We start from the raw sequence: 23,525 nt of genomic DNA on the forward strand, positions 1-23,525 counted from the left end.
CTCACCGTCCGTATCCAGGTCGGCATCCAGAACGGTTGGTCCGGTGACAACAGCCCGCCCTTCGCGTACAGCCGTCGTCGTGACAGCGCTTCCCGTGGAGTTCTCCCCGCTGCAGGACCGTCTCAGGGCCGAGCAGGCCCGGTCCAAGGGGCAGCGGAGAGTCAACGCCACCGTGGTGCAGACGTTCGAGCTCGACGGCGCCCACGCCTCGTGGACGGTTCACCTGGCCCAGGTGGGTGTGACGAACGTGGTCGCGGCGCTGGGGACGCACGGCCTCCTGGACGTGCTGCGGCCGGACGTCGCGCTGCTCGTGGGGATCGCGGGCAGCCTCAAGGACGACATCCCGCCGGGGGACGTCGTGGTCGCCACCAAGGTGTACGAGATCCACGGCGCCAAGGTGTCGGCCGAGGGCCGCGGCGCGCGTCCCGACGCCGTGGACACCTCGCACTCCTTACGGCAGACGGCGCTGTACGCGAAGGTCCGCAGCAGGTGCCACTTCAAACCGATCGCCTCCGGCGACGTCGTGCTGGACGCCAAGTCCGGTGACATCCGCAACCGGCTCAGCACCACCTATCAGGACGCCGCCGCGGTGGAAATGGAGGGCTTCGGCTTCTGCAAGGCGGCGCAGCGCCACCGTACGGAGGCCCTCGTCATCCGCGGGATCAGCGACCGTGCGGACGGTGAGAAGGGCGCCGCCGACCACCGCGGCGGCCAGCAGCGGGCGGCCGCGAACGCGGCCGAGGTGGCCGTCGCCGTGCTCAGGGAGCACCAGCCCGACGGCAACGGCGAGACATCGGCGTCCCACACCGTCCCGGTGGCCCCTCCCGTGTGGCGCAGGCGATCGGCCGGCGGCCGTCCCCGGCGCCGGCCGCCCGGGGCCGGGTGGCGCACCGGCCGCTGGAAGGGCAGGGCGAAGCTCGCCTGGCTGCCCATCACGGCGGCGGCGGTGACCCTGGGCATCGTCCTCCAGTCGTGCGGGAAGGGCGACCCCGGCGCCGAGGACGCCAAGCCGTTGTCCGGTTCCGGCCTCCCCACCCTGCCGGCCTGCGCGAAGGCGGACACCACGTCCCCTCTCGCCATCGCCGCCTCCGCCGACAAGTCGGAGCCGCTGCGCCGGGCGGCCGCGGCCTACGGCAACCGGGCCGCGGGCGGGGCGTGCCTGGCGGTCAAGGTCCAGGAGAAGAACTCGGGCGACGCGATGCGCGCCCTGGTCGACGGCTGGAGCGAGTCCGACGGGACGAAGCCCGACGTGTGGGCGCCCGCCGGGAGCACATGGCTCGCGCTGGCGAGGGCCGACGCACGCGGTGAGAACGCGAAGCAGTTCCCCGCGCGGGCGGAGTCGATCGTGCAGAGCCCGCTGACCGTCGCCATGCCCAAGCCCATGGCCGACGCTCTGAACTGGCCCGAGACCCGGTTCACCTGGGCCCAGCTGGCCGAGTGGGCGAAGAACGCCGACGGATTCTGGGCAAGCCACGGGAAGCCGGAATGGGGAGCCTTCAAGCTCGGCAAGACCAACCCGAAGTACTCGACGTCCGGGCTCAACGCGACCGTCGCCGCCTTCTACGCCAAGACGGGCGCCAGCGGTGAACTGGGCGTACGGCACATCGACGAGGCCGGCAACCGCGCGTTCGCCAAGAGCATCGAGCAGGCCGCCGTCCACTACGGCGACACGACGCTGACCTTCCTCGCGAACCTCCGGGAGGCGGACCGGAGCAGCCCCCAGAAGGCCATGTCGTACATCACCGCCGTCACGCTGGAGGAGAGCAGCGTGGCCGCTTACAACGCGGGCTACCCGTGCGGCGCGCTCAGCGCGGACGACGACTGCAAGAAGGCCGCCCCGCCGGACACGCCCCTGGTCTCGTTCTATCCGAAGGACGGGGTCCCGTTCTCCGATCACCCGTACATCGAGCTGAACGGGATGAGCTCCGCCAAGAAGTCGGTCGCCCGCGACTTCCTCCGATACCTGCAGAGCCCCCAGGTATACGACAAGCAGTTCGCCCCCTACGGCTTCCGCACCCACACGGGCGTGATCCCCAAGGGGTCCGGTCTGCTCGTCGAGGCCAACGGCATCCCCAAGGCGCAGTTCACCCGCATGCCGATGCCCAGGGGCGACGTCCTGGACCATCTGCTGGAGATCTGGCCCACGCTGCGCAGACGGGCCAACGTCCGCATCCTCATCGACACGTCGGAGTCGATGAACGACGTGATCCCCGGAACCGGCGACACCAAGCTGGAGCGTCTGAAGCAGGCCGAGTCCAGGCTGTTCGGGGAGTTCACCGGCACCGACCGGGTCGGTCTGTGGAAGTTCTCCGACGCCCTCACCCTCGGCGGCAAGAACGACTACAAGGAACTGGTGCCGCTCGGCCCGTACCGTGCGAAGCTGCCCGGAGGCACCCGTGCGGACCTGTTGACCAGCAACCTCGCAACCCTGGTGGCGGAGGGCGCGACCGGTCTGAACGACACTCTCGACGCCGCGCTCAAGGCCATGCGGGACGACTACGACCCCCATGCCATCAACGCGATCGTGCTGCTCACCGACGGGCACAACGCGGACAGCGGGAGCCTGTCCGACACGGAGCTGGTGAAGCGGATCGGCGACCCGTCCCAGCACCAGATCCGCGTCTTCACCATCGCCTACGGCAGCGAGGCCGACCCGAACGACGCGAAGGGCAGGAGCGCGCTGGAGGACATCGCGAAGGCGGGCGGCGGGAAGGCCTACGACGCGAAGAAGGCCGAGACGATCGGAGAGGTCATCACCAGCGTGATCTCCAACTTCTGATCTCCCACGGCTGAACTCCGACGGCTGAGCCCGGGCCGCCGGTCGCCGACGGCTGAGCCCGGGCCGCCGGTCTCCGTCGGCTGAGCCCGGCTGGATTCCTTTGCCCTTCGCAGGGCCCGTGCGGATCTGCCCATGGGAGGCGCGGGCGCACAATGGCAGTGGGACGAGTGCCTGACTGCGGGGTGGTGCAGATGCGGAACCGTTTCCGGAGTGACCGGGGCCTGACCGTGCGGATGACGGTCACGCTGTTTCTGCTCGGACTGCTGTACGTGGCGTTCGTCGTCGCGCTCATCGTGTTGCTGAAGTCGTGGGTGCTGGTCGTGGTGCTGATCGCGGCCATGTTCGTGGCGCAGTTCTGGTTCTCCGACCGGATCGCCCTGTTCGCGATGCGCGGCCGGGTCGTGGAGCGCGAGGAGTATCCCGAGCTGCACGCCGTCGTGGACCGGCTGTGCGCCCTGTCGGACATGCCCAAGCCGGTCGTCGCCGTGTCGGACCTGGACATGCCCAACGCGTTCGCCACCGGGCGCAATCCCCACAAGGCGGTGGTGTGCGTGACGACGGGGCTGCTGCGCCGGCTGGAACCGGCCGAGCTCGAGGGCGTCCTCGCGCACGAGATGTCGCACGTGGCGCACAAGGACGTCGCCGTGATCACGGTCGCCTCGTTCCTGGGAGTGATCGCGGGACTGATCGTGCGGTTCGCGTTCTACTCGCAGGTGTTCGGCGGCGGGCGCCGGGACCAGAACACCGCAGCGGTGCTCGCCGCCGTGATGGGGGTGGCGGCCGCCGTGTACGCGATCAGCTTCCTGCTGATCAGGGCCCTGTCGCGGTACCGGGAGCTGGCCGCCGACCGGGCCGCCGCGCAGCTCACCGGGCGGCCTTCGGCGCTGGCGTCCGCGCTGGCCAAGGTGTCCGGCGACATCGCCCGGATCCCGACCAGGGACCTGCGCACCGCGCAGGCCTTCAACGCGTTCTACTTCACCCCCGCCACGGGCAGGGAGCCCGGCATCGAGCGATTCTTCTCGACCCACCCGAGCCTGCAGCAGCGGCTCGACCAGTTGGGGCGGATCTCCGTCGAGCTGGGCGAGGCGGCCCCGCCCGGAAGGGCGGGCTGAGGGGCATGGGGCTGCTGGACATCCTGCTCGGCCGGACGAAGCCGGTCGTCCCGGACCTCGATCAGCTGTTCGCGCTGCCTTCGGCGGCGGTGACGCTGGAGGCGGCGGCCGGGTTCACCCCGACCGGGCAGGGCGCCGTGTGCTTCGCGACCGTCGAGGGCTCGGCCTTCGAACAGACGCACCGCGAGGTCCAGGCGCTCCTCGACGCGGACACCGAGCGCACCGGGCCGCCGGTACGGCTCGTGCGGGACGACTACGGCTACTCCTGGCTGGTCTCGCACCGCGCACCCGACGAACTGTCGGCGCTGGTCAACGACCTGCACGCGGTGAACAGCGCGATGGAGGTCAACGGCTTCGGGCCGCAACTGCTGTGCTCCCTGGCCGGTTTCGGGCAACGGACGGGCGCAGCGGCGGTGGACGACGCGGGAGAGCCGGGAGGGGCGGGAGGATCGGCGGGCGGGCGCCGGCTGGCCCTCGTGTACCTGTACAAGCGGGGCACGTTCTACCCGTTCGCGCCGCTGCCCGGCGCGGGGCAGCGGCGCGACAACGCCCTGGAGTTGCAGGTGAAGGCCGCCCTCGTGAACGACCTGCGGATCGAGCAGGACCTGAGCCGCTGGTTCCCGGTGTGGGGCGCCCCCGGCCTCTAGCCCCGGACCGGCGGTAGGGCTCCTGCGGCCCTGCTCTACTTTCCGCGCTCGCGCTCCTGACGGCGGGACTCCAGGGGGCGCTCGCGACGGTAGCGGCGCTCCCACTTGGCCTGGGTGTCACGGCGCTCGCGGTAGGCCTTGTATGAGGTGGGCGCGGCCCCGGCGCTCGGGGCGGGCCCCGCGGACGGCGACGACTGCGACGTCGCGTCGAGTCCGTACCGCACGTACAGGAAGAGCACGGCGACCGCGGCGAGCCAGTACAGCGGGTTTCCGAATCCCAGGACCACCAGGACGACGGCCCCGGAGAGAACGACGGTGCCCATGGCGTGCCTCCTTCCTGGGCAGGGTGCGAACAGTGACTGAGTGTCACGGATCGGGCGGGGTGGCGTCTCCAGGGTACGGAGACCGTCACTCACCGTGCATCTCCTTTTCCGCCTCGGGCCCTGTGAGTGAATGGGGGTCATGAGCGACCTGTCTTCCTTCACGCACGAGTTCGACGGTGAGCGGCTCAGCGGGGTGCACGGCGACGGCCCGGGCACGGTCACCGCGGTTCTGCTGCACGGCGCCGGCAACGGCAGCAAGGAGCGGCTGCTGCCGCTGGCCCGGGAGTTCGGGTCCCAGGGCTGCCGCGTCCTCGCCGTCGACTTCTCCGGGCACGGCGAAAGCAGCGGCGCACTGGGGGAGCTGAGCCTGCGCCGGCGCTTCGAGCAGGCGGCCTCCGTGATCGACGCGCGCGTCCCGGCGGACGGCCCGCTGGCCCTCGTCGGGTTCAGCATGAGCGGGCAGACGGCGGCGGATCTCACCGGGCTCTACGGCGCGCGGGTGACGGCCCTTGGGCTGTGCGCGCCGGCGGTGTACGCGGCCGAGGCGTGGGACGTGCCCTTCGGGACGGGAGACGGGGAGTTCAGCGCGATCATCCGCAGGCCGGGGGCTGGCGGCAGGCGCCCGCCCTGGACGTGCTGCGCGGGTACGAGGGTCGCGCGGTGCTCGCGGTGCCGGGTACGGACACCGTGATCCCGCCGGAGGTGACCGAGGCGGTCCAGGACGCGCTGTCCGCCCGGTCCCGGTTCACCAGGCTCGAACTGCCCGACGCCCAGCACCGGTTGGGCCAGTGGTTCGAGGAGCACGCCGACGACCGGCGCACGTTCGTGACGGCCGTCCTCGACGGCCTGGGCGCCGGGGTGGACGTCCAGGACCCGCTCCCACCGGCGGATCCCGCGGCCGTCCGCCCCTGACGCATCCGGCGGGTGAGGGACGGGGCGGGGGCGGGGGCTCCTCGCTCCCCGTTCGGACGCCCGGGGCGGCCGTCAGACGCGGGGGGGCAGACGCAGGGGGGCGCGGCCGTCAGACGCCTGGGGCGGCCGTCACCACCCCCGCCGCGATCGCCGTGTTCAGGGCCGCGTGGTCGGCGGCGGTCTGGGCCGCGTAGGCCAGGGCGAAGTCGGCGACGGCGTGGTCGAAGGTGTCGGCGCCGCCGAGGTAGCCGGCGATGGCGAGGCGGTCGCCGGAGCGGGCGTGGGCGCGGGCCAGTGCGGTGCCGCACAGCCGGGCGTACGCCAGGAGGTCGGCCGGGGCCATCCCGGCGACGTCGGCGGAGCCCTTCATGTCGCGCAGTTGGCGCCAGTAGTACGCGCGGCCCTGCGGCCCGCTCATCCAGCCCAGGAAGATGTCGCCGGCGGCCTGGAGCAGCCGCTGACCGGCGACGACCCGGTGGCCCGGGTGGACGTAGGGGCCGCTGGGCAGGTGTTCCTCCAGGACGGACGCACGGGCCTCCTTGATCTGCAGGAAGAGCGGATCCCCGTCGTCACGCCCGGCGAGCAGGACGATGAAGCAGCGGGTGCCGACGCTGCCGATGCCGACGACCTTGCGGGCGGCGTCGACGAAGCGGTAGCGGTCCAGCAGCAGGCGGCGCTCCTCGGTGAGGGTGGAGCGGTAGTCGCTGAAGATCTTGCGCAGGGCCGCGTTGTCGGAGGCGCCGGCGGGTTCGAGCAGCGGTGGGTCGCGGATGATGCGGCGGCGGCCGTCGACGACCTCCGTGAGCTTTCCGAGGGCGTGCAGGCTGGTGCGCCGGCGGGCTCGGGTGAGGCTCGCCTCGACCCGTCTGCGGCGCCGGCCGGACCGCAGGAGGGGCACGAGACGGTCGGCGTCGATGCGCTCGTACCAGACGGCGAGCTCGCCGAGCCGGGACAGCCGCCGCATGGTGGTGCGATAGGCGGTCACGGCCTCCAGGACGGCTCGGTGGACCCGGGTCTCGAGGTAGCCGTTCTCGCGGGCGGCGACGGCGACGGAGGCGGCGAGCCGTTTGACGTCCCACTCGAAGGGGCCGGGGAACGTCTCGTCGAAGTCGTTGAGGTCGAAGAGCAGTGCCCGCTCCGGCGAGGCGTACACCCCGAAGTTCAGCAGGTGGGCGTCACCGCACAGTTGCACGGTCAGCCCGGTGTGCGGCTGCGACGCCAGATCGGCGGCCATGACGGCGGCCGAGCCGCGCAGAAAGGCGAGGGGCGAGGCGGCCATCCTCCCGTAGCGGATCGGCAGCAGCTCGGACAGCCGGTCCCGGCCCTGCCGCTCGAGCACGGCCACGGGGTCGGACCGGTCGACGGGCGGGAGCCAGGCGGCGTGCGCGGATCTCGGGACGCGCTTGCGGACGTCCTTGCCGCGGCGGGCACGCTCGGCGGGGGCAGTCATCCGTGTCGCCTTCGCTCCACGTCGGCCTCCTGTCCCAGGGCTGTCGCCGGGCCCCTGTTCGCAGTGAAGGCCGCGGCAGGGGGGTCCGCACGCCGGATACGGCGAACGGGTGACGGCGGCGGGCCCCGATTGTCAGTGGCGTCGGGGAGGATGCGGTCCAGGGACGAGTGACGCACGACCGCAGGACGAACGACGGGAACGGACGAACGACGGGAACGGACGCCGGGAACGGCGACGGGGCGAGGACGGGTGGAGGCCGGGATGGGCGACGGACTGCGGTACATCGGTGTGGCGGAGCGGCGGGCCAGGCTGGCCCTGCGGCACCGGTTGGCCCACGAGGCGCGGGTCCCGACGCCCGAGGCGGTGGCCGACGCGCTCGTGGCCCTGCACGGCACGGACCCGGCGACGGTGTACCTGGCGGTCGGCGCCCGCCTCACCGACCCGGCGGTCACCGTGCCGGAGACCGACCGCGCGCTATACGCGGACCGGACCCTCGTGCGCATGCACGGCATGCGGCACACGGTCTTCGTGTTCCCGACGCGGTCGACGGCGGTGGTGCACGCCTCGACCGGCCTCGCGGTCGCAGCGCGCGAGCGGGCCGCCCTGGTGAAGGACATGGCGAAGGCCGGCGCCCCGGACGCGGTGTGGCTCAAGGAGGTCGAGGAGTCGGCGCTGGCCGCCCTGGCCCGACTCGGGCAGGCGACGGCGGCCGAACTGGCCCGCGAGGAGCCGCGCCTGCGGGAGCAGTTCGTGTACGCGGCCGGGAAGTCCTACGAGGGCGTCCACACCGTGGTGACCCGGCTGCTCAGGGTGCTGGGCGTGGAGGGCAAGGTGGTCCGGGGGCGGCCGCTGGGCTCGTGGACGTCGAGCCAGTTCCGCTGGGCGCTCGCCCCCGAGCATCCCGAACTCCCGCCGGGGCAGGCGCAGTCGGAGCTGCTGCGGCGCTGGCTGACGGCGTGCGGCCCGGCCACGGAGGCCGATCTGAAGTGGTGGACGGGCTGGCGGGTGACGGACGTACGACGGGCGCTGACGGCGATCGGGGCGCAGGCGGTGACGCTGGACGAGGGCACGGCCCACGTCGCCGACGGCGACGTGGATCCCGCGCCCGCTCCCGGGGAGCCGTGGGCCGCCCTGTTGCCGGCCCTCGACCCGACGGCGATGGGCTGGCAGGGCAGGGACTGGTATCTGGCCCCGGAGCTGCGCCCCGCGCTGTTCGACTACAGCGGGAACGTGGGGCCGACCGTGTGGTGGGACGGTCGCGTGGTGGGGGGCTGGGCCCAGCGCGCCGACGGCCGGATCGCCTGGCGGGTCCTGGACGCGGAGGGCGTGGGGGACGAGGCGAAGGCCGCGATCGACGCGGAGGCCGAGCGGCTGGAGGCGTGGCTGGGGGAGACCCGGGTGACGCCGAGGTTCCGGACGCCGCTGGAGAAGGAGTTGGCGAACTGAAGGGGGCGAAGTCCTCTCCGAAAGCCGGACACCGACTCCGGCCGACCGGACACCGACTCCCGACAACCGACCGGCCAGGTCGGCCAGCAGCCGGCAGCCGGAGGCCGGAGGCCGTACCCGGGCGCCGGACGCCGTCGCTGTGACGGCGTCCGGCGCCGGTCTCACCGGCTGTAGCGCAACAGCGCGCGCACCATGTGGCACGTCGTGTCCGACGGCGGGTGAATGCCGATCAGCTGCGCCGTGCTGCGGATCTTCTCATTGCGGGCCTGGTTCGGCATGTAGACGCCGAGGTCGAGCAGGGCGATGGCGAGACGCATCGCCTTGAGACGGCGGTTGTGCGTGACGTACCACTCGCGGGGCCGCCCGGGCGGCAACGGCCGCTTCTCGACGGGCACATAGGGAAGATCGAGCTGGACGGAACGCTTCGCGGTGGGCTGGGTCGCGGACGGCTTCGGCTTGAGTGCGGCAGCGGGCACAGGCATCCTCCTGTCGCGGTCAGGGTCCGGTCCGGCGCCTCCGGCGGACCCTCGAACACTGCTTCTATTCTACTGCCCACCACTGACAAAAGCCCCTGATCACAAGGGCTTTCGGGCTGCTTTCGCGTTACCGTGACCGGCATGGAGATCTGGATCAACCCCGCCTGTTCCAAGTGCCGCAGCGCCCTCACGCTCCTCGACGCCGAGGGCGCCGATTACACCGTCCGCCGCTACCTGGAGGACGTGCCGAGCGAGGACGAGATCAGGGATGTGCTCGACCGCCTCGGCCTGGAGCCCTGGGACATCGCCCGCACCCAGGAGGCCGCCGCCGGCGAACTCGGCCTGAAGACCTGGGCGCGGGACGCGGATACGCGCGGACGCTGGATCGGCGCGCTGGCCGCGCACCCCGAGCTCATCCAGCGTCCGATCATCACCGCGGACGACGGCACCGCACTGGTGGCCCGCACCGAGGAGGCCGTACGGGACGCTCTGTCCCGTTAGTCGGTTACCCAACGGTTCGTCGGGCGGCGGGAGTCGGGGCGCCCACCGCTGTTACCCTCCGCCGCCATGACCATCGGTGATCAAGGATTCCCGTACGGGCCGCCGGACCCGTACGCCCGGTTCGCGGCCGAGCAGGAGCGGATACGCAGACGCCGCCGGACCCGGCGCACGGCGGTCGCCGCAACCGGCGTCGCCCTTGCCGCCGTCGGCGCCGTGCTGATCGCGGACGGGGGCGGCGGCGACCGGCCGACGTCCGCTCCGCCGGCCACCGCGTCGCCGTCGGCGGCCGCCGACGCCACGGGGCTCACTGCCGTCCCGTCCGTCGACGTCGACCTCCCCTCCGACGCCCCCGGCGCGCTCCCCTCCCTGCTCGCCCGGCCGGTGATCCGGCCGGAGCAGGCCTTCCCCTCGACCGTCGTCCGCCTGTCGGACGGCTCCCGCCACTCCCGGGTCGACCTGGCCACCACCACCGACTGCGCCCGGGGCATGTCCCCGGAGCTCGCCGAGCTGATCGAACAGGGCGACGGGTGCGCCCGGTTGACGGCCGCCCTGTTCACGGACGTCGACCGGCGCTCGCAGGTGACGGTCACCGTGCTGAGCTTCGAGCGGGTCGAGGACGCCTCGCGCGTGTTCGCGATGGCCTCGATGGACCCGGTGACGTACCAGGTGGTCTCGCTCGACCCGCCCCCGCAGGCCGGACTGCCGACGGTGCCGCCGGGCTCGGCCGGGGTCTTCCGGCGCGTGATGACCGTCCGCTCGGTGGTGTTCGCGAGCGGGCAGTGGAGCGACGGCGCGGAGACCGGCGAGGCCGAACTCACCGCCCGGACGGAGGGGTTGCTCCGACACGTGAACCGGACGGTGGTGGCGTACGAGGAGGGGAGGGAGTGACCGGCCGGTTCACCGCGGCCGACGCCCGTGTGACGCACGACACTCGCACTGACTCCTGTCACCACTGAGTAGCCTCGTTCGGTATCTCGTACATAGCGGCGTACGCTCCCCTACCTCTCAGGAGGCGCGCATGTCGCGCAGGAGAACTGTCGGTACGAAGAAGAAGATCGCGCTGCTCGTCAGTGCGGCGGCGGTCGCGGGCACCGGGGCCTTCGTGATGGCGAACACCTCGAACGCCTCCCAGGCACCACAGAACGCGAAGCCGCTGTCCGCGGCGAACTCGACGGTCTGTCAGGGCCTGGCCACCGCCCTCGGCAACAACCAGAAGTTCATCGACGGCCAGCGGGCCGCTCCGGACGCGCAGTCCGAGGCCCGGATCGCCAACCGCGAGGCCGTCATCGCGCAGATCAAGGTCCAGCAGAAGGCGTCCGGGTGCGCCGTCGGGGAGTCGGCTCAGGACTCCCAGACGGGCGGCTCCCAGGCGGGTGGCGCGCAGGCCGGCGGCGCGCAGACGGGCGGCGCGCAGACCGGTGGTGCGCAGGCGACCCAGCCGTCGCAGGCCGCCTCCGCCCCCGCGGGGAACGCCGGGAACAACGGCAACGCGGGAAACGGCGGTGCCGCCGCCTCCGGCCAGCAGGTCTGCAACGGTTCCACGGTCACCCTCTCCGGGGAGGGCGGTGCCCCGGCCGCGTCGAGTAACCAGTTCCCGGCGGGGACCAAGCTGAAGGTCACCAACCTGGACAACAACAAGTCCACGACCGTCGAGGTGACCTCGGTCTCCGGCAGCTGCGTCCTGCTCAACAACGCGGCCTTCGAACTGGTCCGTGAGCCCGGCAAGTTCCTGATCCGTCGGGCCGTGATCGAGAAGGTGGGGTGAGGCTCAGCCGGCGAGAAACCCGCTGAGGCGCCGGCCCGTTCCGGAGGGCGCGGCAGGCGGCAGCGCGTGGTGCGAGACGTCCGGCAGGACGATCGTCTCCAGATCGCGCACCGCCTCGCCCGCCCGGGCCGTCACCTCGTACGTGTCACAGGTCCTGCTGTTCGCGGCCACGAGCAGCAGGACCGGCACGTCCAGGGCACGCAGCTCCGCAAGCGTCGGACGCGGGCCGGTCACCGGCCGCCCCGCCGGAAAGCCGGCGGCGGCCTCCTGCAGGCGGAGCCCGTCGGGGTCCAGCCCCGCTCCCCCGGTCTCCCACTCCAGGAAGGCGCGCACCCGGCGCGGGGTGGGCCGCACCAGCATCGGCAGGGCGTGCAGCAGATACGCCGCCTTGTATCCGGCGAAGCACTGCGTCGGGTCGAGGAGGAACAGGCGGCGTACGCGTTCCGGGGCGCGCAGGGCGTACCGCAGGGCGACCCAGGCGCCGTAGGAGTGCCCGCCGAAGTCGGCCCGCTCGATCCCCAGGCCCGCGAGGAGGGCGTTCAGCCAGCCGACCAGGTCGGCGACCGAGCGCAGGCGGCGCTCGCCGCCGCGCGCGCTGCGCCCGGGAGCCCCGACCAGATCGACGGCGTAGACCCGCCGGATCCGGGCGAGCTCGGACGCCTGCGCGAACCAGGACGCCGAGGTCGCGCCGCCGCCCCCGGGCAGGAGCAGCAGCGCGGGCGCGTCCCGCGGGCCGCAGACGTTGACGTACGTCGCGCCGTACGGCGTCGGGACGGTGACCGCCTCCCGGCCGGCGGGCCACCTGGCCATGACCGTGTCGTAGGCGGCCTGGAAAGCGTCGTCGTCGTACGTGCCCATGGAGCCCTCCGATATTATCTCGCCCAGCGAGAAACTCGACGAGCGAGATGATATCGAGGAGCGAGTCGTATGCCGAGCGAGGGCCCGGACCTGGAAACGGTCCACCTGCTGCGTGCCGTGACCGTCGAACTCGGCCTGCACAGCGCCCGGTTCGCGAACCGCAACGACATGCACCCGACGGACGTGCGCGCGCTGATCGTGCTCATGGACGCCCGGCGGGCCTCCGAGGAGGTGACGGCCGGGCGGCTCGGGGCCGCGCTCGGGCTGAACTCGGCGGGGACCACGGCCCTCGTGGACCGCCTGGAGCGCGCCGGGCACGTCCGGCGCGTGCGGGACACGGCGGACCGGCGCAAGGTCCTCATCGAGGTCGACGACCGGGCCGTCGCTCTCGGCCAATCCTTCTTCGGTCCGCTCATCGGGCAGGTGGTGGAGCTGCTCCAGGGCTACGACGACCGGGAGCGGGCCACGATCCGCAGCTTCCTGGAGGGCGTACGGAAGGCGGCGGCCGACGGCCACTGACCCGATCGCGTCCCGTCAATCCCATCGCATACGAGAACCCCGCCGGCCCCCGCCCGCACCCTCCCTCCGCGATCGCGAACGGCGACCGAGGGCGCGGCAGGGCCCCTCACACGGTGAACCGCGCCACAGAACCACCAGGTAACACGGGGTTCACATTCGAGCAATGACCGGGAAATCGCCTGTTGACAAGCTTCCGGGCAAACAGGCGGCGCCCCAGTGCCGCAGCGCCGCAGCACCCGCAAGTGCGTCAGACACACCCCCGAAGGAAGTGGCCCGTGACCTTCAAGGCTGAGTACATCTGGATCGACGGCACCCAGCCGACGGCGAAGCTCCGTTCCAAGACGAAGATCATCGAGGGCGCTCCCGCCGGTCTCGACGCGCTGCCGATCTGGGGCTTCGACGGGTCCTCCACGAACCAGGCCGAGGGCCACTCCTCGGACCGTGTCCTCAAGCCGGTCTTCACCTGCCCCGACCCGATCCGCGGCGGCGACGACATCCTCGTCCTGTGCGAGGTCCTCAACATCGACATGACGCCGCACGAGTCCAACACCCGTGCCGCGCTCACCGAGGTCGCCGAGAAGTTCGCCGGTCAGGAGCCGATCTTCGGCATCGAGCAGGAGTACACGTTCTTCCAGGACGGTTACCCGCTCGGCTTCCCCAAGGGCGGCTTCCCGGCCCCGCAGGGCGGCTACTACTGCGGCGTCGGCGCGGACGAGATCTTCGGCCGTGAGGTCGTCGAGGCGCACCTCGACAACTGCCTCGCCGCCGGTCTCGGCATCTCCGGCATCAACGCCGAGGTCATGCCCGGCCAGTGGGAGTTCCAGGTCGGCCCGCTGTCCCCGCTGGAGGTCTCCGACCAGCTGTGGGTGGCCCGCTGGCTGCTCTACCGCACCGCCGAGGACTTCGGCATCGCCGCCACCCTCGACCCCAAGCCGGTCAAGGGCGACTGGAACGGCGCCGGCGCGCACACCAACTTCTCCACCAAGGCGATGCGCGAGGGCTACGACGCGATCATCACCGCGTGCGAGTCGCTCGGCGAGGGCTCCAAGCCGCTCGACCACGTCAAGAACTACGGCGCCGGCATCGACGACCGTCTGACGGGCCTGCACGAGACCGCCCCGTGGAACGAGTACTCCTACGGCGTCTCCAACCGCGGCGCGTCGGTGCGCATCCCGTGGCAGGTCGAGAAGGACGGCAAGGGCTACATCGAGGACCGCCGTCCGAACGCCAACGTCGACCCGTACCTGGTGACCCGGCTCATCGTGGACACCTGCTGCTCGGCTCTGGAGAAGGCCGGCCAGGTCTGATCCCACGCTCTGCCCGCAAGGGGCGCCCGCCGACTCGGCGGGCGCCCCTTGCGCGTACCGCCGACGGACGCCGCGATCCTGAAGTGAGGTCCACTTCACGCCAGAAAGCGTCCAAGCTGTGAGAGGAGACTCCTGTAACGGGCGGGTGTCTGCTTCAATGGGGCCATGGCCAGCTTCCAGAAGAACACCGCGACAGGTCGCCATGACCTCGAGCCGTTCTGGCCCTCCCGTCAGCACCACGACTTCGACCGGGTGTGTTGCCGCGCGACGAACGCGCCGGCCCTCTAAAGCCGTACACCCCGGCCTTCGGCCAGCGCGCACGACGTACGTCCCTCGACGAGCCCGACCACGAATCGCGGCCGTCGTCCTCCCGACGAACTTCTCGCGCGAAAGAGCTGACCTCTCATGGCGACCACTCGTTCTCTCTCCTCCGCCCCCTCCCTCACCGCCGCCGCCGCGAACGGCGTCGCCCGCCATCGGCTGCGGGCCGTCGACCGGGACGAGGTGGTCGACGTCGCGGACTTCCTGCCGCCGGGCGCCACCTGGCTGCCCGCCCCCCAGCACACCCTGCCCACCCTGCCGGGCCAGCCGCCGATGATCGGCTACCTGGTGCTCGTCCCGGCCGACCAGCAGCCGCCGTTCCTGCCGGTGGCGGTGCCCGACCCGGCGGCGCCCGCCCCGGCCGGGGACGCCGTCGACCCGCTCGTGCGGATCGACCCCGTGCAGCGCACCGCCGCGGTGGACGGGCAGCAACTCGACCTGACCTACCTGGAGTTCGAGCTGCTGGCGCATCTGGTGGCGCACCCCCACCGGGTGCACACCCGCGACCAGCTCGTCACCACGGTGTGGGGCTACGGGCACGTGGGCGACGGCCGCACGGTCGACGTCCACGTCGCCCGGCTGCGCCGCAAGCTGGGCGCGCGACACCGCCAGTCCATCCAGACGGTGCGCCGCGTCGGCTACAAGTACACCCCGCCGACAGGCCACTGAGCCGGTTCGTCTGCCGACGGCAGAGCGCGGTTCCCTCCCCCGCGCGCACCGGGCACAGTCTCCGGCATGAGACTTCTGGTGCTGGGCGGTACGGAGTTCGCGGGACGGGCCGTCGTCGAGGCGGCCCTCGAGCGCGGCTGGGACGTGACGGTCCTCAACCGGGGGCGGCACGGGCCCGTCCCCGGAACGCGGTCGCTGACCGGCGACCGCAACGAGCCCGGGGGCCTCGACGCCCTCGCCGCGTTCGGCGAAGGGGAATGGGACGCCGTCGTGGACACCTGGTCGGCGGCGCCGCGCGCGGTGCACGAGGCGGCGCGGCTGCTGCGGGGCCGCGCCCGCCGGTACGTGTACGTGTCGAGCTGCTCGGTGTACGCCTGGGCCCCGCCCGCCGGGTACACCGAGGACGCGACGGTCGTCGAAGGCGCCGAACCCGACGCCGGACAGACCGACTACGCCCGGGACAAGCGCGGCGGCGAGCTGGCCGTGGTCGACGCCTTCGGCGCGAAGGACTGCGTCCTCGTGCGGGCGGGGCTGATCCTCGGCCCGTACGAGAACGTCGGCCGGCTGCCCTGGTGGCTGACCCGGATCGCACGCGGCGGTCCGGTCCTCGCGCCCGGCCCGCGCGACCTGCCCCTGCAGTACGTCGACGTCCGCGACCTCGCCGCGTGGATCCTCACGGCGGTCGAACGGGAACTGGACGGGCCGTACAACTTGATGAGCCCGCAGGGCCACGCGACGATGGGCGAGCTGCTGGAGGCATGCGTGCGGGCCACCGGATCGGACGCCGAACTGCGGTGGACCGCACCGGAGATCGTGCTCGACGCGGGCATCGAGCCGTGGACCGAGCTGCCCGTGTGGGTGCCGCCGGGCACGGACATGCACGACGCCCTGCACGCGGCCGACGTGTCGCGGGCGGTGGCGACGGGGCTGGTGTGCCGCCCGGTCGAGGAGACCGTCGCCGACACCTGGAGCTGGCTGAGGTCGATCGGCGGCACGGCTCCCCAGCGCCCGGACCGCACCCGCAAGGGCCTGAACCCGGAGGTCGAGGCGCGGGTGCTCGCGGCGACGGCCGGTGGAGCGCGGGCCGGGGGTGTACCTGACACCACCCCCTGACCGGGGGTCTCGGGCCCGTGACCGCAGGCCGGCGGCTCGGCGAGACTGACGGCATGAACACCAACACCAAGAGCGGCGACGTCGGTTCGAGGGCCCGGGGGACGGTGCTCGCCGCCGGGCGGGGGCTCGCGCTGGCCGTGGGATCACTGCCGTTGGCCGTGCTGGGGTACTGCCTCTCCCTCGTGTCCATGGCGCTGATACCGATCGGCGTGGGGGTCTTCACGACGCCCTACGTGGTGAAGGGGGTGCGGGCCTACGCCGACCGGCGACGGGCGCTCGCCGAGCGGTGGGGCGGGGTGCGCATCCCCTCGGCGTACCGGCCGGTGCCCGACACCGCCAACCCGTGGACACGCACCTACGCCCTGCTGCGGGACCCGGCGACCTGGCGGGACCTGAGGTGGCTGCTGGCGGACATGACGGCCGGGTTCCTGACCGCGCTGCTGCCGGCCGTGCTCGTCCTCTATCCGCTGGAGGGGTTCGCGCTGGCGGCCGGGCTGTGGCGGACCATGACGGCCGGGCCCTACGGCGAGTACGGGCCGTACTGGTACGGCTTCGTGCCGGTCAGCGGCCAGGCGTCCGCGTTCGGCGCCGCCGCCCTGGGCGCCGCCCTCCTCTTCGTCGCCCACCGGTACGCGGTGAGCGCCTTCCAGGTCCACTTCCGCCTCACCTCCGCCATGCTCTCCCCCAGTCAGGCCGAACTGGCCGAGCGCGTCAGGGTGCTGACGGAGACCCGGCGGGACGCCGTGGACACCTCCGCCGCCGAGCTGCGGCGCATCGAGCGTGACCTGCACGACGGCGCCCAGGCCCGGCTGGTGGCGATGGGCATGGACCTGGGCACCGTCGAGATGCTCCTCGACAAGGATCCGGAGAAGGCCAAGGCGCTGCTCGCCCAGGCCCGTCAGTCGTCCGCCGAGGCGCTCTCCGAACTGCGCGACCTGGTGCGCGGCATCCATCCGCCGGTGCTGGCCGAGCGCGGACTGGGCGACGCGGTACGGGCGTTGGCGCTGCGGCTGCCGGTCACCACGGAGGTGGACGTCGACCTCGCGGGCCGCCGCGCGGACGCTCCCGTGGAGTCGGCGGCCTACTTCGCGGTCAGCGAGGTGCTCACCAACGCGGTCAAGCACTCCGGCGCCGACCGGATCTGGGTCGACCTCCACCACGCGGACGGCCATCTGCGGATCTCCGTCACCGACAACGGCCGGGGCGGCGCGAAGACCGGCGCGGGTTCGGGCCTGGCCGGGATCGAGCGGCGACTGGGTACATTCGACGGCGTCCTGGCCGTCAGCTCTCCTGCCGGCGGTCCCACCATGGTGACCATGGAGATCCCTTGCGTGTTGTCCTAGCCGAGGACCTCTTCCTGCTGCGGGACGGTCTCGTCCGGCTGCTGGAGGCCTACGACTTCGAGATCGCCGCCGCCGTCGAGACCGGGCCCGAGCTGGAGCGGGCGCTCGCCGAACTGGAGCCGGACGTCGCCGTGGTCGACGTCCGGCTCCCGCCCACGCACACCGACGAGGGCCTGCAGTGCGCCCTCGACGCCCGCCGCAGGAGGCCCGGGCTGCCGGTGCTCGTGCTCTCCCAGCACGTCGAGCAGTTGTACGCGCGCGAGCTGCTGGCCGACGGCAGCGGCGGGGTCGGCTATCTGCTGAAGGACCGGGTGTTCGACGCGGAGCAGTTCGTGGACGCGGTACGGCGGGTCGCGGCCGGCGGTACGGCGATGGACCCTCAGGTGATCCAGCAACTGCTGGCCCGGCGGGCGAACGACGGGCAGGGGCCGGTGGACCGGCTCACCCCGCGCGAACGGGAGGTCCTGGAGCTGATGGCGCAGGGCCGGTCGAACGCGGCGATCGCCGGCAAACTGGTCGTCACCGAGCGGGCCGTCGCCAAGCACACCGCGAACATCTTCGTGAAGCTGGGTCTTGAGGTCTCGGACGACGACAACCGCAGGGTGCTGGCGGTGCTGGCCTATCTGGACCGGGATGGGTGAGCCGGCCAACTGGTTCGGTTTGTGAGGGTGTTGGGGTTGTTTTGTCGTACGGAACTCTCATCAATTTCTGAGGGAGCTGAACACCTCTGAGGCGGCGTGCGTAAGGGAGGGGGCAGCTTCACTCCTGTCGGGCGCCTCGATGCTGCCCCGCAAGGAAGTCAGAGGAGTTCCATGGGACGCAACACACGTAAACGCCGTTCGTCGATGGCCACGAAGGCCGTGGCAGCATCGGCGGCCCTAGCGCTCGGTGGGGGCGGGCTGATCTGGGCGAACTTCTACGCCTCGGCGCACGAGTCGAACAGCTCGGGCCAGAACCAGACCAAGGCCGCCAACGCGGCCGCGCAGGTCGCCACCATCTCCTGCCCGGACGTGGGGCAGAAGCTGACGAACGTGCCCAACGGGGCGAAGCAGGGCGTCGCGACCGAGTTGGCCAACCTCGACAAGCAGATCACCGAGGCCTACGCCCGACTCGCCTCCACCCGCCAGGCTCAGGCGGGCGACTCCAGCTTCGTCCAGAACGCGATCGTCGGCCCTCTCAAGGAGAAGCGGGCTGCGACGATCGACCGGATCCGGATCAACATCCAGCGCGCGGGCGGCCAGTTCAACAACCAGCTGAGCCAGCTGGCGGCGTGCACCACGCAGGCGGCGAACAACACCAACGCAGGCCAGAACGGTGGTCAGCAGCAGAACGGCGGCCAGCAGCAGAACGGCGGCCAGCAGAACAACGGTGGCCAGCAGCAGAACGGCGGCCAGCAGAACGGCGGCCAGAACAACGGCCAGGGCGGCAACGGCCCGGTCGCCGCGGACTTCGTGGACATCACCAAGGTCCAGGGCAACGCGCAGCTGGGCGTGGGTCAGAACGGTCTGCCCGCCAACGGCAACGGCGGGTCCAGGGGCACCTTCACCTCGAACTGCGGCACCAACGGCAACGACAATCACAACACGGACAACGTGATCGTCGCGCCGGGTGTCAGCAACGGCGCCCACCACCTGCACGACTACGTCGGCAACCAGAACAACGACGCCTTCGCGAGCGACCAGAAGCTGGCCGGCGCCGGTACCAGCTGCCAGAACCAGGGCGACAAGTCCTCGTACTTCTGGCCGGTGCTGCGTGTCCAGGACGGCTCGCAGGACTTCGACCAGAACAAGGACGGCGGCGGCAAGGAAGGCAACGTCGGCAAGATCCTCCAGCCCGTCAAGGCGCAGCTGAAGTTCGTCGGCAACAAGCGGGGCAAGGTCGTCGCGATGCCGACCGCGCTGCGCATCATCACCGGCGACGCCAAGGCCTTCGTCAACGGCAACGGCAACGCCAACGTGAACTGGAGCTGCACGGGCTTCGAGAACAAGGTGCAGCTGAAGGACAAGTACCCGATCTGCCCGCAGGGCAGCCAGGTGGTCCGCACGACCAACTTCCAGAGCTGCTGGGACGGCAAGAACATCGACTCCGCCAACCACCGCACGCACGTGGCGTTCGTCCAGGGCGACGGCACCTGCGCCAACGGTTTCAAGGCGATCCCCCAGCTCCAGGTCCGGCTCGTCTACAACGTCCCGGCCCCGAAGCTGCAGAACGGGACGGTCGTGAACCCGTACGCGGTGGACTCCTTCCCGGAGAACCTGCACAAGCCGATCACCGACCACAACGACTTCATCAACTTCTTCTCCACGAACCTGATGAACAAGATGGTCAACTGCATCAACACCGGCCAGAAGTGCAAGTGACCCGTTAGGTCCGGCTGAATCGCCGACAGACGAAGCCGGCGGTGAGGAATCCTCACCGCCGGCTTTGTCGTGCACCGGGATCGTTCAGTGACCGGAGTGCGTGGCGCCTTCGGAGGCTTCGTCCGAGCCGTGCGCGGAGTGGTCCGTGCCCTCCTCGATGTCGCCGCCGAGCGTCTTGCGCAGCGACGTCACGGTGCTGGTCTCCTCGCCCACGGCCACCCACTTGCGGCCGACCAGGTAGTGACCGCCGTAGTCCTTGGCGCCGTTGATCCACTCGCGCTGGCCGCGGTCCGTGGCGAACGTCAGCAGGATGAACTTGCCCGCGGCGTTCTTGCAGAGCGCCTGGCGGAGTTCGTCGGCGTCGGTCTGCATGTCGGGCGTGCACTTCACCTGGGCGGCGATGTGCTCCAGGCTGCCGGTCGCCGTCGCGGGGACGGCGGCCTCCTTGTCGCCGTCGCCGGAAGCGCATCCCGCCAGCAGCAGCGCCGCGGCGGCGGCCGCCGCCGCGAGCATCGGTCGGGTCACCTTCATCTGTTCCTCCCTGCAAGAGCCTCGCCCTGGATACGGCTCCCGCGTGCGGTGCGCTCAAAATACCGGTGCCCCGGCGGGGAGGCCCGTGCGAGAGTGAGCCGGTGAACCAGGACTGGGAAGACCGCGTCACCGCCGCCTGGGCGGCATTCGACGACTACCCGCAGGAGCAGGCCGCGGACTTCCGGACGGTGATCGACGCGCTCGCCGCCGAACTGCCCAAGGACAGCCCGCTGAGCCTCTTCGAACGTGCGTGCGCCTGGGACTCGACCGGCCACTCGGACAAGGCGGCACCGCTGTACCGGGAGGCGCTCGCCCGCGGCCTGAGCGGTGTCAGCGGTTACAAGGGCAGGCGCGCCAAGATCCAACTCTCCAGCTCGCTGCGCAACATCGGCCGCGCACAGGAGGGCGTCGAGCTGCTGACTCCCGAACTGGACGCGCCGTCAGACGAGTTGGACGACGCCGTGCGGGCCACGCTCGCCCTGTGCCTGTCGAGCCTCGGCCGCGACCGCGAGGGGCTGTCGCTGGTCCTCGGCGCCCTGGCCCCCCATCTGCCGCGCTACCAGCGGTCGATGGCCAACTACGCGCGAGCCCTCGTGGCGGACTGACCGACCGAGCGCCGGGGCCCCACCGGCACCGAACCGGCAGCCGGACCGAAGCACCACGGACACCCCGCCCGCCGCACTGCCGCGCCTCCCCCAGCAACGAACCGGCAACCCGCCCAACGCCTGGCGGCTCTCCCGACGACCGGCCGGCGCCACGCCCAACACGCCGACCGGCGGCCCGACCCGACGCACCGCCCCACACAAGGTGACCGACAGCCCACCCGACGGCCAACCCACGGCCCGCCCCGCACGCCGTGACCGGCAGCCACCCGACCACCGACCAGCCGCCCGCCCGCCGCACCGCCGCGCCTCCCTCAATGACGGACCGGCAACCCGCCCAACGCCCAGCGGCTTCCCCAACAACCGGCCGGGCCCGCCCGACCCACCGGCCGACGGTCCGTCCGACGACCGGCCGGGCCCGCCCGGCGACCGACCCGTGGCCTGCCCGGCGCACCGGTCGGTGTCGCGTGCGTGCGCGGTGACCATCCACTGCCTCGCTCGTTCTGCTGGACGTGCAGTCACAGGATGTCGCCCCGCGCCCCGCACCCGGATCCTCCGCCGACCGGACCGTCGACGTCGAGCAGGCCGAGGCCGCGCTCGTCGAGCACTACCCGCGTCTCGTCCGGCTCGCCTATCTCGTGCTGCCGCCCGGCCTCGGCCGCGGCCGGCGCGTCCTGACCGCGCACTCCCTCGTCCAGCGCGCCCTGCCCCGCCGACGGGCCTCCGCCCCCGTCATCCCGGCCCAGACCGCCGGCCGCGACGGCGACCCCGGGTACGCCTACGTCCGCCTCCAGGTGGTCCGTACGGCGCTGGAGGCGGGGCGGTCGCTGAGGCTGCGGGCACGGCCCAAGCGGGCGCAGCTGCCGCCGCTGCTCCCCCAGGTGTGGGGTCTGCGCCTCTTCCCCCGCTCCGGCGGCGCCGACGAACTCGCCCTCGACCAGCGGCTCGCCGCGCTCCCGGGCCCGGCCCGGGCCGCGTACGTGCTGCGCGGCCTGGAACGGCTCCCCGACGGCGATGTGCGCGAGGTGCTGGCCGAGGCGGGCGTCGAGGAGGTGGAGGCGGCGCTGCGCGAGGCCGCCGAGGTCCCGGCCGCGCACTACGCGCTGCTCGAGTCCGCCGAGTTCGACCCCTGTTCACTGCAGGCCAGGCCCACCGACCTGATGCGCCGCCGTCAGCACACGAAGGCCGCGCTCGCCGCCGTGGCCGCGCTCGCCGTGTGCGGTGCGCTGGTCGCACTGCCCGGCGACGGCTGGGGACCGGACGGCGCGGCCGCCCCGGCGTACGCGCGGAACCCGGCCGCCGAGGCCGCCCTCGACCCCGGGCGGCTGGTACGGGTCTCCCCCTCCCTCTGGAAGACCTCCGCGCGCACCGACTTCTCGGTCTGGCCCGCGCGTGGCCCCCTCACCGGTGACACCGCGCTGCTGCGCCGCGCTCTCGCCGTGTGGGCCCGCCCCGGTGAGACCGTCCAGGTCTCCGCCACGTCGGAGACCCCCACCGGCGGCCCCGCCGGACCGCCCCAGCTGCTCTACGCGGGCGACGTGGCCAACGCGCGCGTGGTGATCCTGTACGACGGGCTGCGCATCGCCCGCTACGCGGAACCCAAGGACGGCACGGCCGGGGCGGCCCTCGACTTCGCCCGCGTCGACGGCGCGACCAAGGCCGAGGCGGCCGCGCTGGTGCTCGACCGGGCCGACGGCAACGTCCGCTACCTCACGGCCCCCTGGGTGACGGGGGCCGTCGAGCGGGACCTGTCGAAGCCGGGCGCCGGGGCGATGCAGCTGACGCTGACCGACGGGATCACCTCGCCGCTGGCCAGCCCGGCCGCCCGGGCCGGCGCCTGCACGACGTGGAACGTGCTCCAGCTGACCGACGCCTCCGGCAGCCATCTCCTCAGCGACCTCGGTGAACTGGTGCCCGCCCGCCTCACCGCGGGACGCCCGGACTCGCCCGAGGAGGCGACCGGAGCGCGGGCGCTGCGCACCTGGGCGCCGTTCGCCTGTTCGCTGGCGGACGCGCGGGGGCAGGGGGTGCGGACGGTCAACGCCTGGGGGTACGCCCGCCAGCCACTGCCCGACGCGAGCGGATCGGCGTCCTGGGTGTGCACCAGGGCCGAGACCTGGCGGGGCGACGGAAACCGGGTGCTGGCCCAGTTCCACACGCCGGGCGGGCTGTTCGGCGCGGCCGTGGCGAAGGCCGGGGACGTGCCGGCGTGCGGTCCGCGCGATCCGCATGTGCTGACCGGGGTGCTGTGGAAGTCCAAGGGCGGCCACTGGTACCTGCTCGCGGCCGGCGACCGGGAGACGGCGTCCATCCGGTCGACGGGCGGGGTGAGCGGCTCCGGGCAGGGCAATCTGCTGACGTTGTCGGCGAGGCAGGGCGCGCAGGCCGAGCTGGAGGGCGAGCTGACGGACGGACGGACGATCAGCGGACTGCGCTGACAAGTCGTCCGAGCGAGTTGTCGCACAGGGGTTCACCGACGGCCTACCCGTCA

24 protein-coding genes are annotated in these 23,525 nt (G+C 72.3%); 19 read left to right on the top strand and 5 right to left on the bottom strand.

The genetic code is table 11. From position 1 onward, the window contains the following. Nucleotides 1-79 precede the first annotated feature (79 nt). From ACZ7DE_RS05065 to pspAB, 3 genes are all read left to right on the top strand, one after another. Complete coding sequence (locus ACZ7DE_RS05065) at nt 80-2,779, top strand: phosphorylase family protein (protein ID WP_470758111.1); 2,700 nt, start codon at nt 80-82, stop codon at nt 2,777-2,779. A 191-nt stretch (nt 2,780-2,970) separates the two neighbouring features. Continuing rightward, nucleotides 2,971-3,891, top strand: a complete 921-nt coding sequence (gene htpX, locus ACZ7DE_RS05070) for a zinc metalloprotease HtpX (protein ID WP_470758113.1) — start codon at nt 2,971-2,973, stop codon at nt 3,889-3,891. Between the two features lie 5 nt (nt 3,892-3,896). Further along, nucleotides 3,897-4,538: a PspA-associated protein PspAB gene (pspAB, locus tag ACZ7DE_RS05075; protein WP_470758115.1), complete on the top strand. Its 642-nt coding sequence runs from the start codon at nt 3,897-3,899 to the stop codon at nt 4,536-4,538. A 35-nt stretch (nt 4,539-4,573) separates the two neighbouring features. Here pspAB and ACZ7DE_RS05080 read toward each other — a convergent pair whose 3' ends face one another. After that, on the bottom strand, nt 4,574-4,861 hold the full coding sequence (locus ACZ7DE_RS05080; RefSeq protein WP_470758117.1) for a hypothetical protein: 288 nt from the start codon (nt 4,859-4,861) through the stop codon (nt 4,574-4,576). A gap of 139 nt (nt 4,862-5,000) precedes the next feature. Between ACZ7DE_RS05080 and ACZ7DE_RS05085 the strand changes: the two genes are divergently transcribed. Both ACZ7DE_RS05085 and ACZ7DE_RS05090 read left to right on the top strand, forming a co-directional pair. Next, nucleotides 5,001-5,552: an alpha/beta hydrolase gene (locus ACZ7DE_RS05085; protein ID WP_470758119.1), complete on the top strand. Its 552-nt coding sequence runs from the start codon at nt 5,001-5,003 to the stop codon at nt 5,550-5,552. Continuing rightward, the gene (locus ACZ7DE_RS05090) at nt 5,531-5,773 is read left to right on the top strand and encodes a hypothetical protein (protein ID WP_470758121.1); all 243 of its coding nucleotides are present in this window, start codon (nt 5,531-5,533) and stop codon (nt 5,771-5,773) included. The genes ACZ7DE_RS05085 and ACZ7DE_RS05090 overlap by 22 nt, the downstream gene beginning before the upstream one ends. A 109-nt stretch (nt 5,774-5,882) precedes the next feature. Here the strand turns inward: ACZ7DE_RS05090 and ACZ7DE_RS05095 are convergent, their stop codons facing one another. Next, entirely contained in the window at nt 5,883-7,223 is a 1,341-nt protein-coding gene (locus ACZ7DE_RS05095) for a DUF2252 domain-containing protein (RefSeq protein ID WP_470758123.1), read from the bottom strand. Nucleotides 7,224-7,484: 261 nt separating this feature from the next. Here ACZ7DE_RS05095 and ACZ7DE_RS05100 point away from each other — a divergent pair, with 261 nt between their 5' ends. After that, a complete protein-coding gene (locus tag ACZ7DE_RS05100; RefSeq protein WP_470758125.1) occupies nt 7,485-8,669 on the top strand; it encodes a winged helix DNA-binding domain-containing protein in 1,185 nt (394 codons plus the stop codon). Nucleotides 8,670-8,830: 161 nt separating this feature from the next. Here ACZ7DE_RS05100 and ACZ7DE_RS05105 read toward each other — a convergent pair whose 3' ends face one another. After that, nucleotides 8,831-9,145: a hypothetical protein gene (locus ACZ7DE_RS05105; RefSeq protein WP_470758127.1), complete on the bottom strand. Its 315-nt coding sequence runs from the start codon at nt 9,143-9,145 to the stop codon at nt 8,831-8,833. Nucleotides 9,146-9,286: 141 nt separating this feature from the next. Between ACZ7DE_RS05105 and ACZ7DE_RS05110 the strand changes: the two genes are divergently transcribed. The 3 genes from ACZ7DE_RS05110 (at nt 9,287) to ACZ7DE_RS05120 (ending at nt 11,411) form a co-directional block, all read left to right on the top strand. Next, nucleotides 9,287-9,646, top strand: coding sequence for an ArsC/Spx/MgsR family protein (locus tag ACZ7DE_RS05110; protein ID WP_470758129.1), 360 nt, complete (start codon nt 9,287-9,289; stop codon nt 9,644-9,646). Between the two features lie 66 nt (nt 9,647-9,712). Next, a complete protein-coding gene (locus ACZ7DE_RS05115) occupies nt 9,713-10,534 on the top strand; it encodes a hypothetical protein (protein ID WP_470758131.1) in 822 nt (273 codons plus the stop codon). Between the two features lie 130 nt (nt 10,535-10,664). Further along, nucleotides 10,665-11,411: an RlpA-like double-psi beta-barrel domain-containing protein gene (locus tag ACZ7DE_RS05120; protein ID WP_470758133.1), complete on the top strand. Its 747-nt coding sequence runs from the start codon at nt 10,665-10,667 to the stop codon at nt 11,409-11,411. Between the two features lie 3 nt (nt 11,412-11,414). Here the strand turns inward: ACZ7DE_RS05120 and ACZ7DE_RS05125 are convergent, their stop codons facing one another. Continuing rightward, nucleotides 11,415-12,269: an alpha/beta fold hydrolase gene (locus tag ACZ7DE_RS05125; protein ID WP_470758135.1), complete on the bottom strand. Its 855-nt coding sequence runs from the start codon at nt 12,267-12,269 to the stop codon at nt 11,415-11,417. A 69-nt stretch (nt 12,270-12,338) separates the two neighbouring features. Between ACZ7DE_RS05125 and ACZ7DE_RS05130 the strand changes: the two genes are divergently transcribed. The 8 genes from ACZ7DE_RS05130 (at nt 12,339) to ACZ7DE_RS05165 (ending at nt 19,901) form a co-directional block, all read left to right on the top strand. After that, nucleotides 12,339-12,788, top strand: a complete 450-nt coding sequence (locus ACZ7DE_RS05130; RefSeq protein WP_470758137.1) for a MarR family winged helix-turn-helix transcriptional regulator — start codon at nt 12,339-12,341, stop codon at nt 12,786-12,788. Between the two features lie 275 nt (nt 12,789-13,063). After that, nucleotides 13,064-14,095: a glutamine synthetase gene (glnII, locus tag ACZ7DE_RS05135; RefSeq protein ID WP_470758139.1), complete on the top strand. Its 1,032-nt coding sequence runs from the start codon at nt 13,064-13,066 to the stop codon at nt 14,093-14,095. A 165-nt stretch (nt 14,096-14,260) separates the two neighbouring features. Further along, nucleotides 14,261-14,383, top strand: a complete 123-nt coding sequence (locus ACZ7DE_RS05140; protein ID WP_333741507.1) for a hypothetical protein — start codon at nt 14,261-14,263, stop codon at nt 14,381-14,383. A gap of 117 nt (nt 14,384-14,500) precedes the next feature. Further along, a complete protein-coding gene (locus ACZ7DE_RS05145; RefSeq protein WP_470758142.1) occupies nt 14,501-15,085 on the top strand; it encodes a winged helix-turn-helix domain-containing protein in 585 nt (194 codons plus the stop codon). A 66-nt stretch (nt 15,086-15,151) separates the two neighbouring features. Next, on the top strand, nt 15,152-16,198 hold the full coding sequence (locus tag ACZ7DE_RS05150) for an NAD-dependent epimerase/dehydratase family protein (protein WP_470758144.1): 1,047 nt from the start codon (nt 15,152-15,154) through the stop codon (nt 16,196-16,198). 53 nt (nt 16,199-16,251) lie between these two features. Further along, complete coding sequence (locus tag ACZ7DE_RS05155; protein ID WP_470758146.1) at nt 16,252-17,541, top strand: sensor histidine kinase; 1,290 nt, start codon at nt 16,252-16,254, stop codon at nt 17,539-17,541. Further along, on the top strand, nt 17,526-18,182 hold the full coding sequence (locus ACZ7DE_RS05160) for a LuxR C-terminal-related transcriptional regulator (protein ID WP_470758148.1): 657 nt from the start codon (nt 17,526-17,528) through the stop codon (nt 18,180-18,182). Before ACZ7DE_RS05155 ends, ACZ7DE_RS05160 begins: the two co-directional genes overlap by 16 nt. Before the next feature lie 171 nt (nt 18,183-18,353). Then, nucleotides 18,354-19,901 carry a DUF1996 domain-containing protein gene (locus ACZ7DE_RS05165; RefSeq protein WP_470758150.1) on the top strand — a complete coding sequence of 516 codons (1,548 nt, stop codon included), beginning with the start codon at nt 18,354-18,356 and terminating at the stop codon, nt 19,899-19,901. A gap of 84 nt (nt 19,902-19,985) precedes the next feature. Here the strand turns inward: ACZ7DE_RS05165 and ACZ7DE_RS05170 are convergent, their stop codons facing one another. After that, nucleotides 19,986-20,432 (bottom strand): hypothetical protein, encoded by a 447-nt coding sequence (locus ACZ7DE_RS05170; protein WP_470758152.1) that lies wholly within the window; start codon nt 20,430-20,432, stop codon nt 19,986-19,988. A 101-nt stretch (nt 20,433-20,533) separates the two neighbouring features. On the opposite strand from ACZ7DE_RS05170, the gene ACZ7DE_RS05175 reads away from it, so the two are divergent. After that, a complete protein-coding gene (locus ACZ7DE_RS05175; RefSeq protein WP_470758154.1) occupies nt 20,534-21,037 on the top strand; it encodes a tetratricopeptide repeat protein in 504 nt (167 codons plus the stop codon). A 509-nt stretch (nt 21,038-21,546) separates the two neighbouring features. Further along, on the top strand, nt 21,547-23,472 hold the full coding sequence (locus ACZ7DE_RS05180) for a hypothetical protein (RefSeq protein WP_470758157.1): 1,926 nt from the start codon (nt 21,547-21,549) through the stop codon (nt 23,470-23,472). Nucleotides 23,473-23,525: the final 53 nt, after the last annotated feature.

This window comes from Streptomyces sp. NPDC037083 (genome assembly GCF_055606485.1).

Coding starts and splice junctions, on each gene's coding strand:
- htpX (WP_470758113.1), top strand. CDS start 2,971: ATGCGGAACCGTTTCCGGAGTGACCGGGGCCTGACCGTGCGGATGACG.
- pspAB (WP_470758115.1), top strand. CDS start 3,897: ATGGGGCTGCTGGACATCCTGCTCGGCCGGACGAAGCCGGTCGTCCCG.
- ACZ7DE_RS05080 (WP_470758117.1), bottom strand. CDS start 4,861: ATGGGCACCGTCGTTCTCTCCGGGGCCGTCGTCCTGGTGGTCCTGGGA.
- ACZ7DE_RS05085 (WP_470758119.1), top strand. CDS start 5,001: ATGAGCGACCTGTCTTCCTTCACGCACGAGTTCGACGGTGAGCGGCTC.
- ACZ7DE_RS05095 (WP_470758123.1), bottom strand. CDS start 7,223: ATGACTGCCCCCGCCGAGCGTGCCCGCCGCGGCAAGGACGTCCGCAAG.
- ACZ7DE_RS05100 (WP_470758125.1), top strand. CDS start 7,485: ATGGGCGACGGACTGCGGTACATCGGTGTGGCGGAGCGGCGGGCCAGG.
- ACZ7DE_RS05110 (WP_470758129.1), top strand. CDS start 9,287: ATGGAGATCTGGATCAACCCCGCCTGTTCCAAGTGCCGCAGCGCCCTC.
- ACZ7DE_RS05115 (WP_470758131.1), top strand. CDS start 9,713: ATGACCATCGGTGATCAAGGATTCCCGTACGGGCCGCCGGACCCGTAC.
- ACZ7DE_RS05120 (WP_470758133.1), top strand. CDS start 10,665: ATGTCGCGCAGGAGAACTGTCGGTACGAAGAAGAAGATCGCGCTGCTC.
- ACZ7DE_RS05125 (WP_470758135.1), bottom strand. CDS start 12,269: ATGGGCACGTACGACGACGACGCTTTCCAGGCCGCCTACGACACGGTC.
- ACZ7DE_RS05130 (WP_470758137.1), top strand. CDS start 12,339: ATGCCGAGCGAGGGCCCGGACCTGGAAACGGTCCACCTGCTGCGTGCC.
- ACZ7DE_RS05140 (WP_333741507.1), top strand. CDS start 14,261: ATGGCCAGCTTCCAGAAGAACACCGCGACAGGTCGCCATGACCTCGAG.
- ACZ7DE_RS05145 (WP_470758142.1), top strand. CDS start 14,501: ATGGCGACCACTCGTTCTCTCTCCTCCGCCCCCTCCCTCACCGCCGCC.
- ACZ7DE_RS05150 (WP_470758144.1), top strand. CDS start 15,152: ATGAGACTTCTGGTGCTGGGCGGTACGGAGTTCGCGGGACGGGCCGTC.
- ACZ7DE_RS05155 (WP_470758146.1), top strand. CDS start 16,252: ATGAACACCAACACCAAGAGCGGCGACGTCGGTTCGAGGGCCCGGGGG.
- ACZ7DE_RS05165 (WP_470758150.1), top strand. CDS start 18,354: ATGGGACGCAACACACGTAAACGCCGTTCGTCGATGGCCACGAAGGCC.
- ACZ7DE_RS05170 (WP_470758152.1), bottom strand. CDS start 20,432: ATGAAGGTGACCCGACCGATGCTCGCGGCGGCGGCCGCCGCCGCGGCG.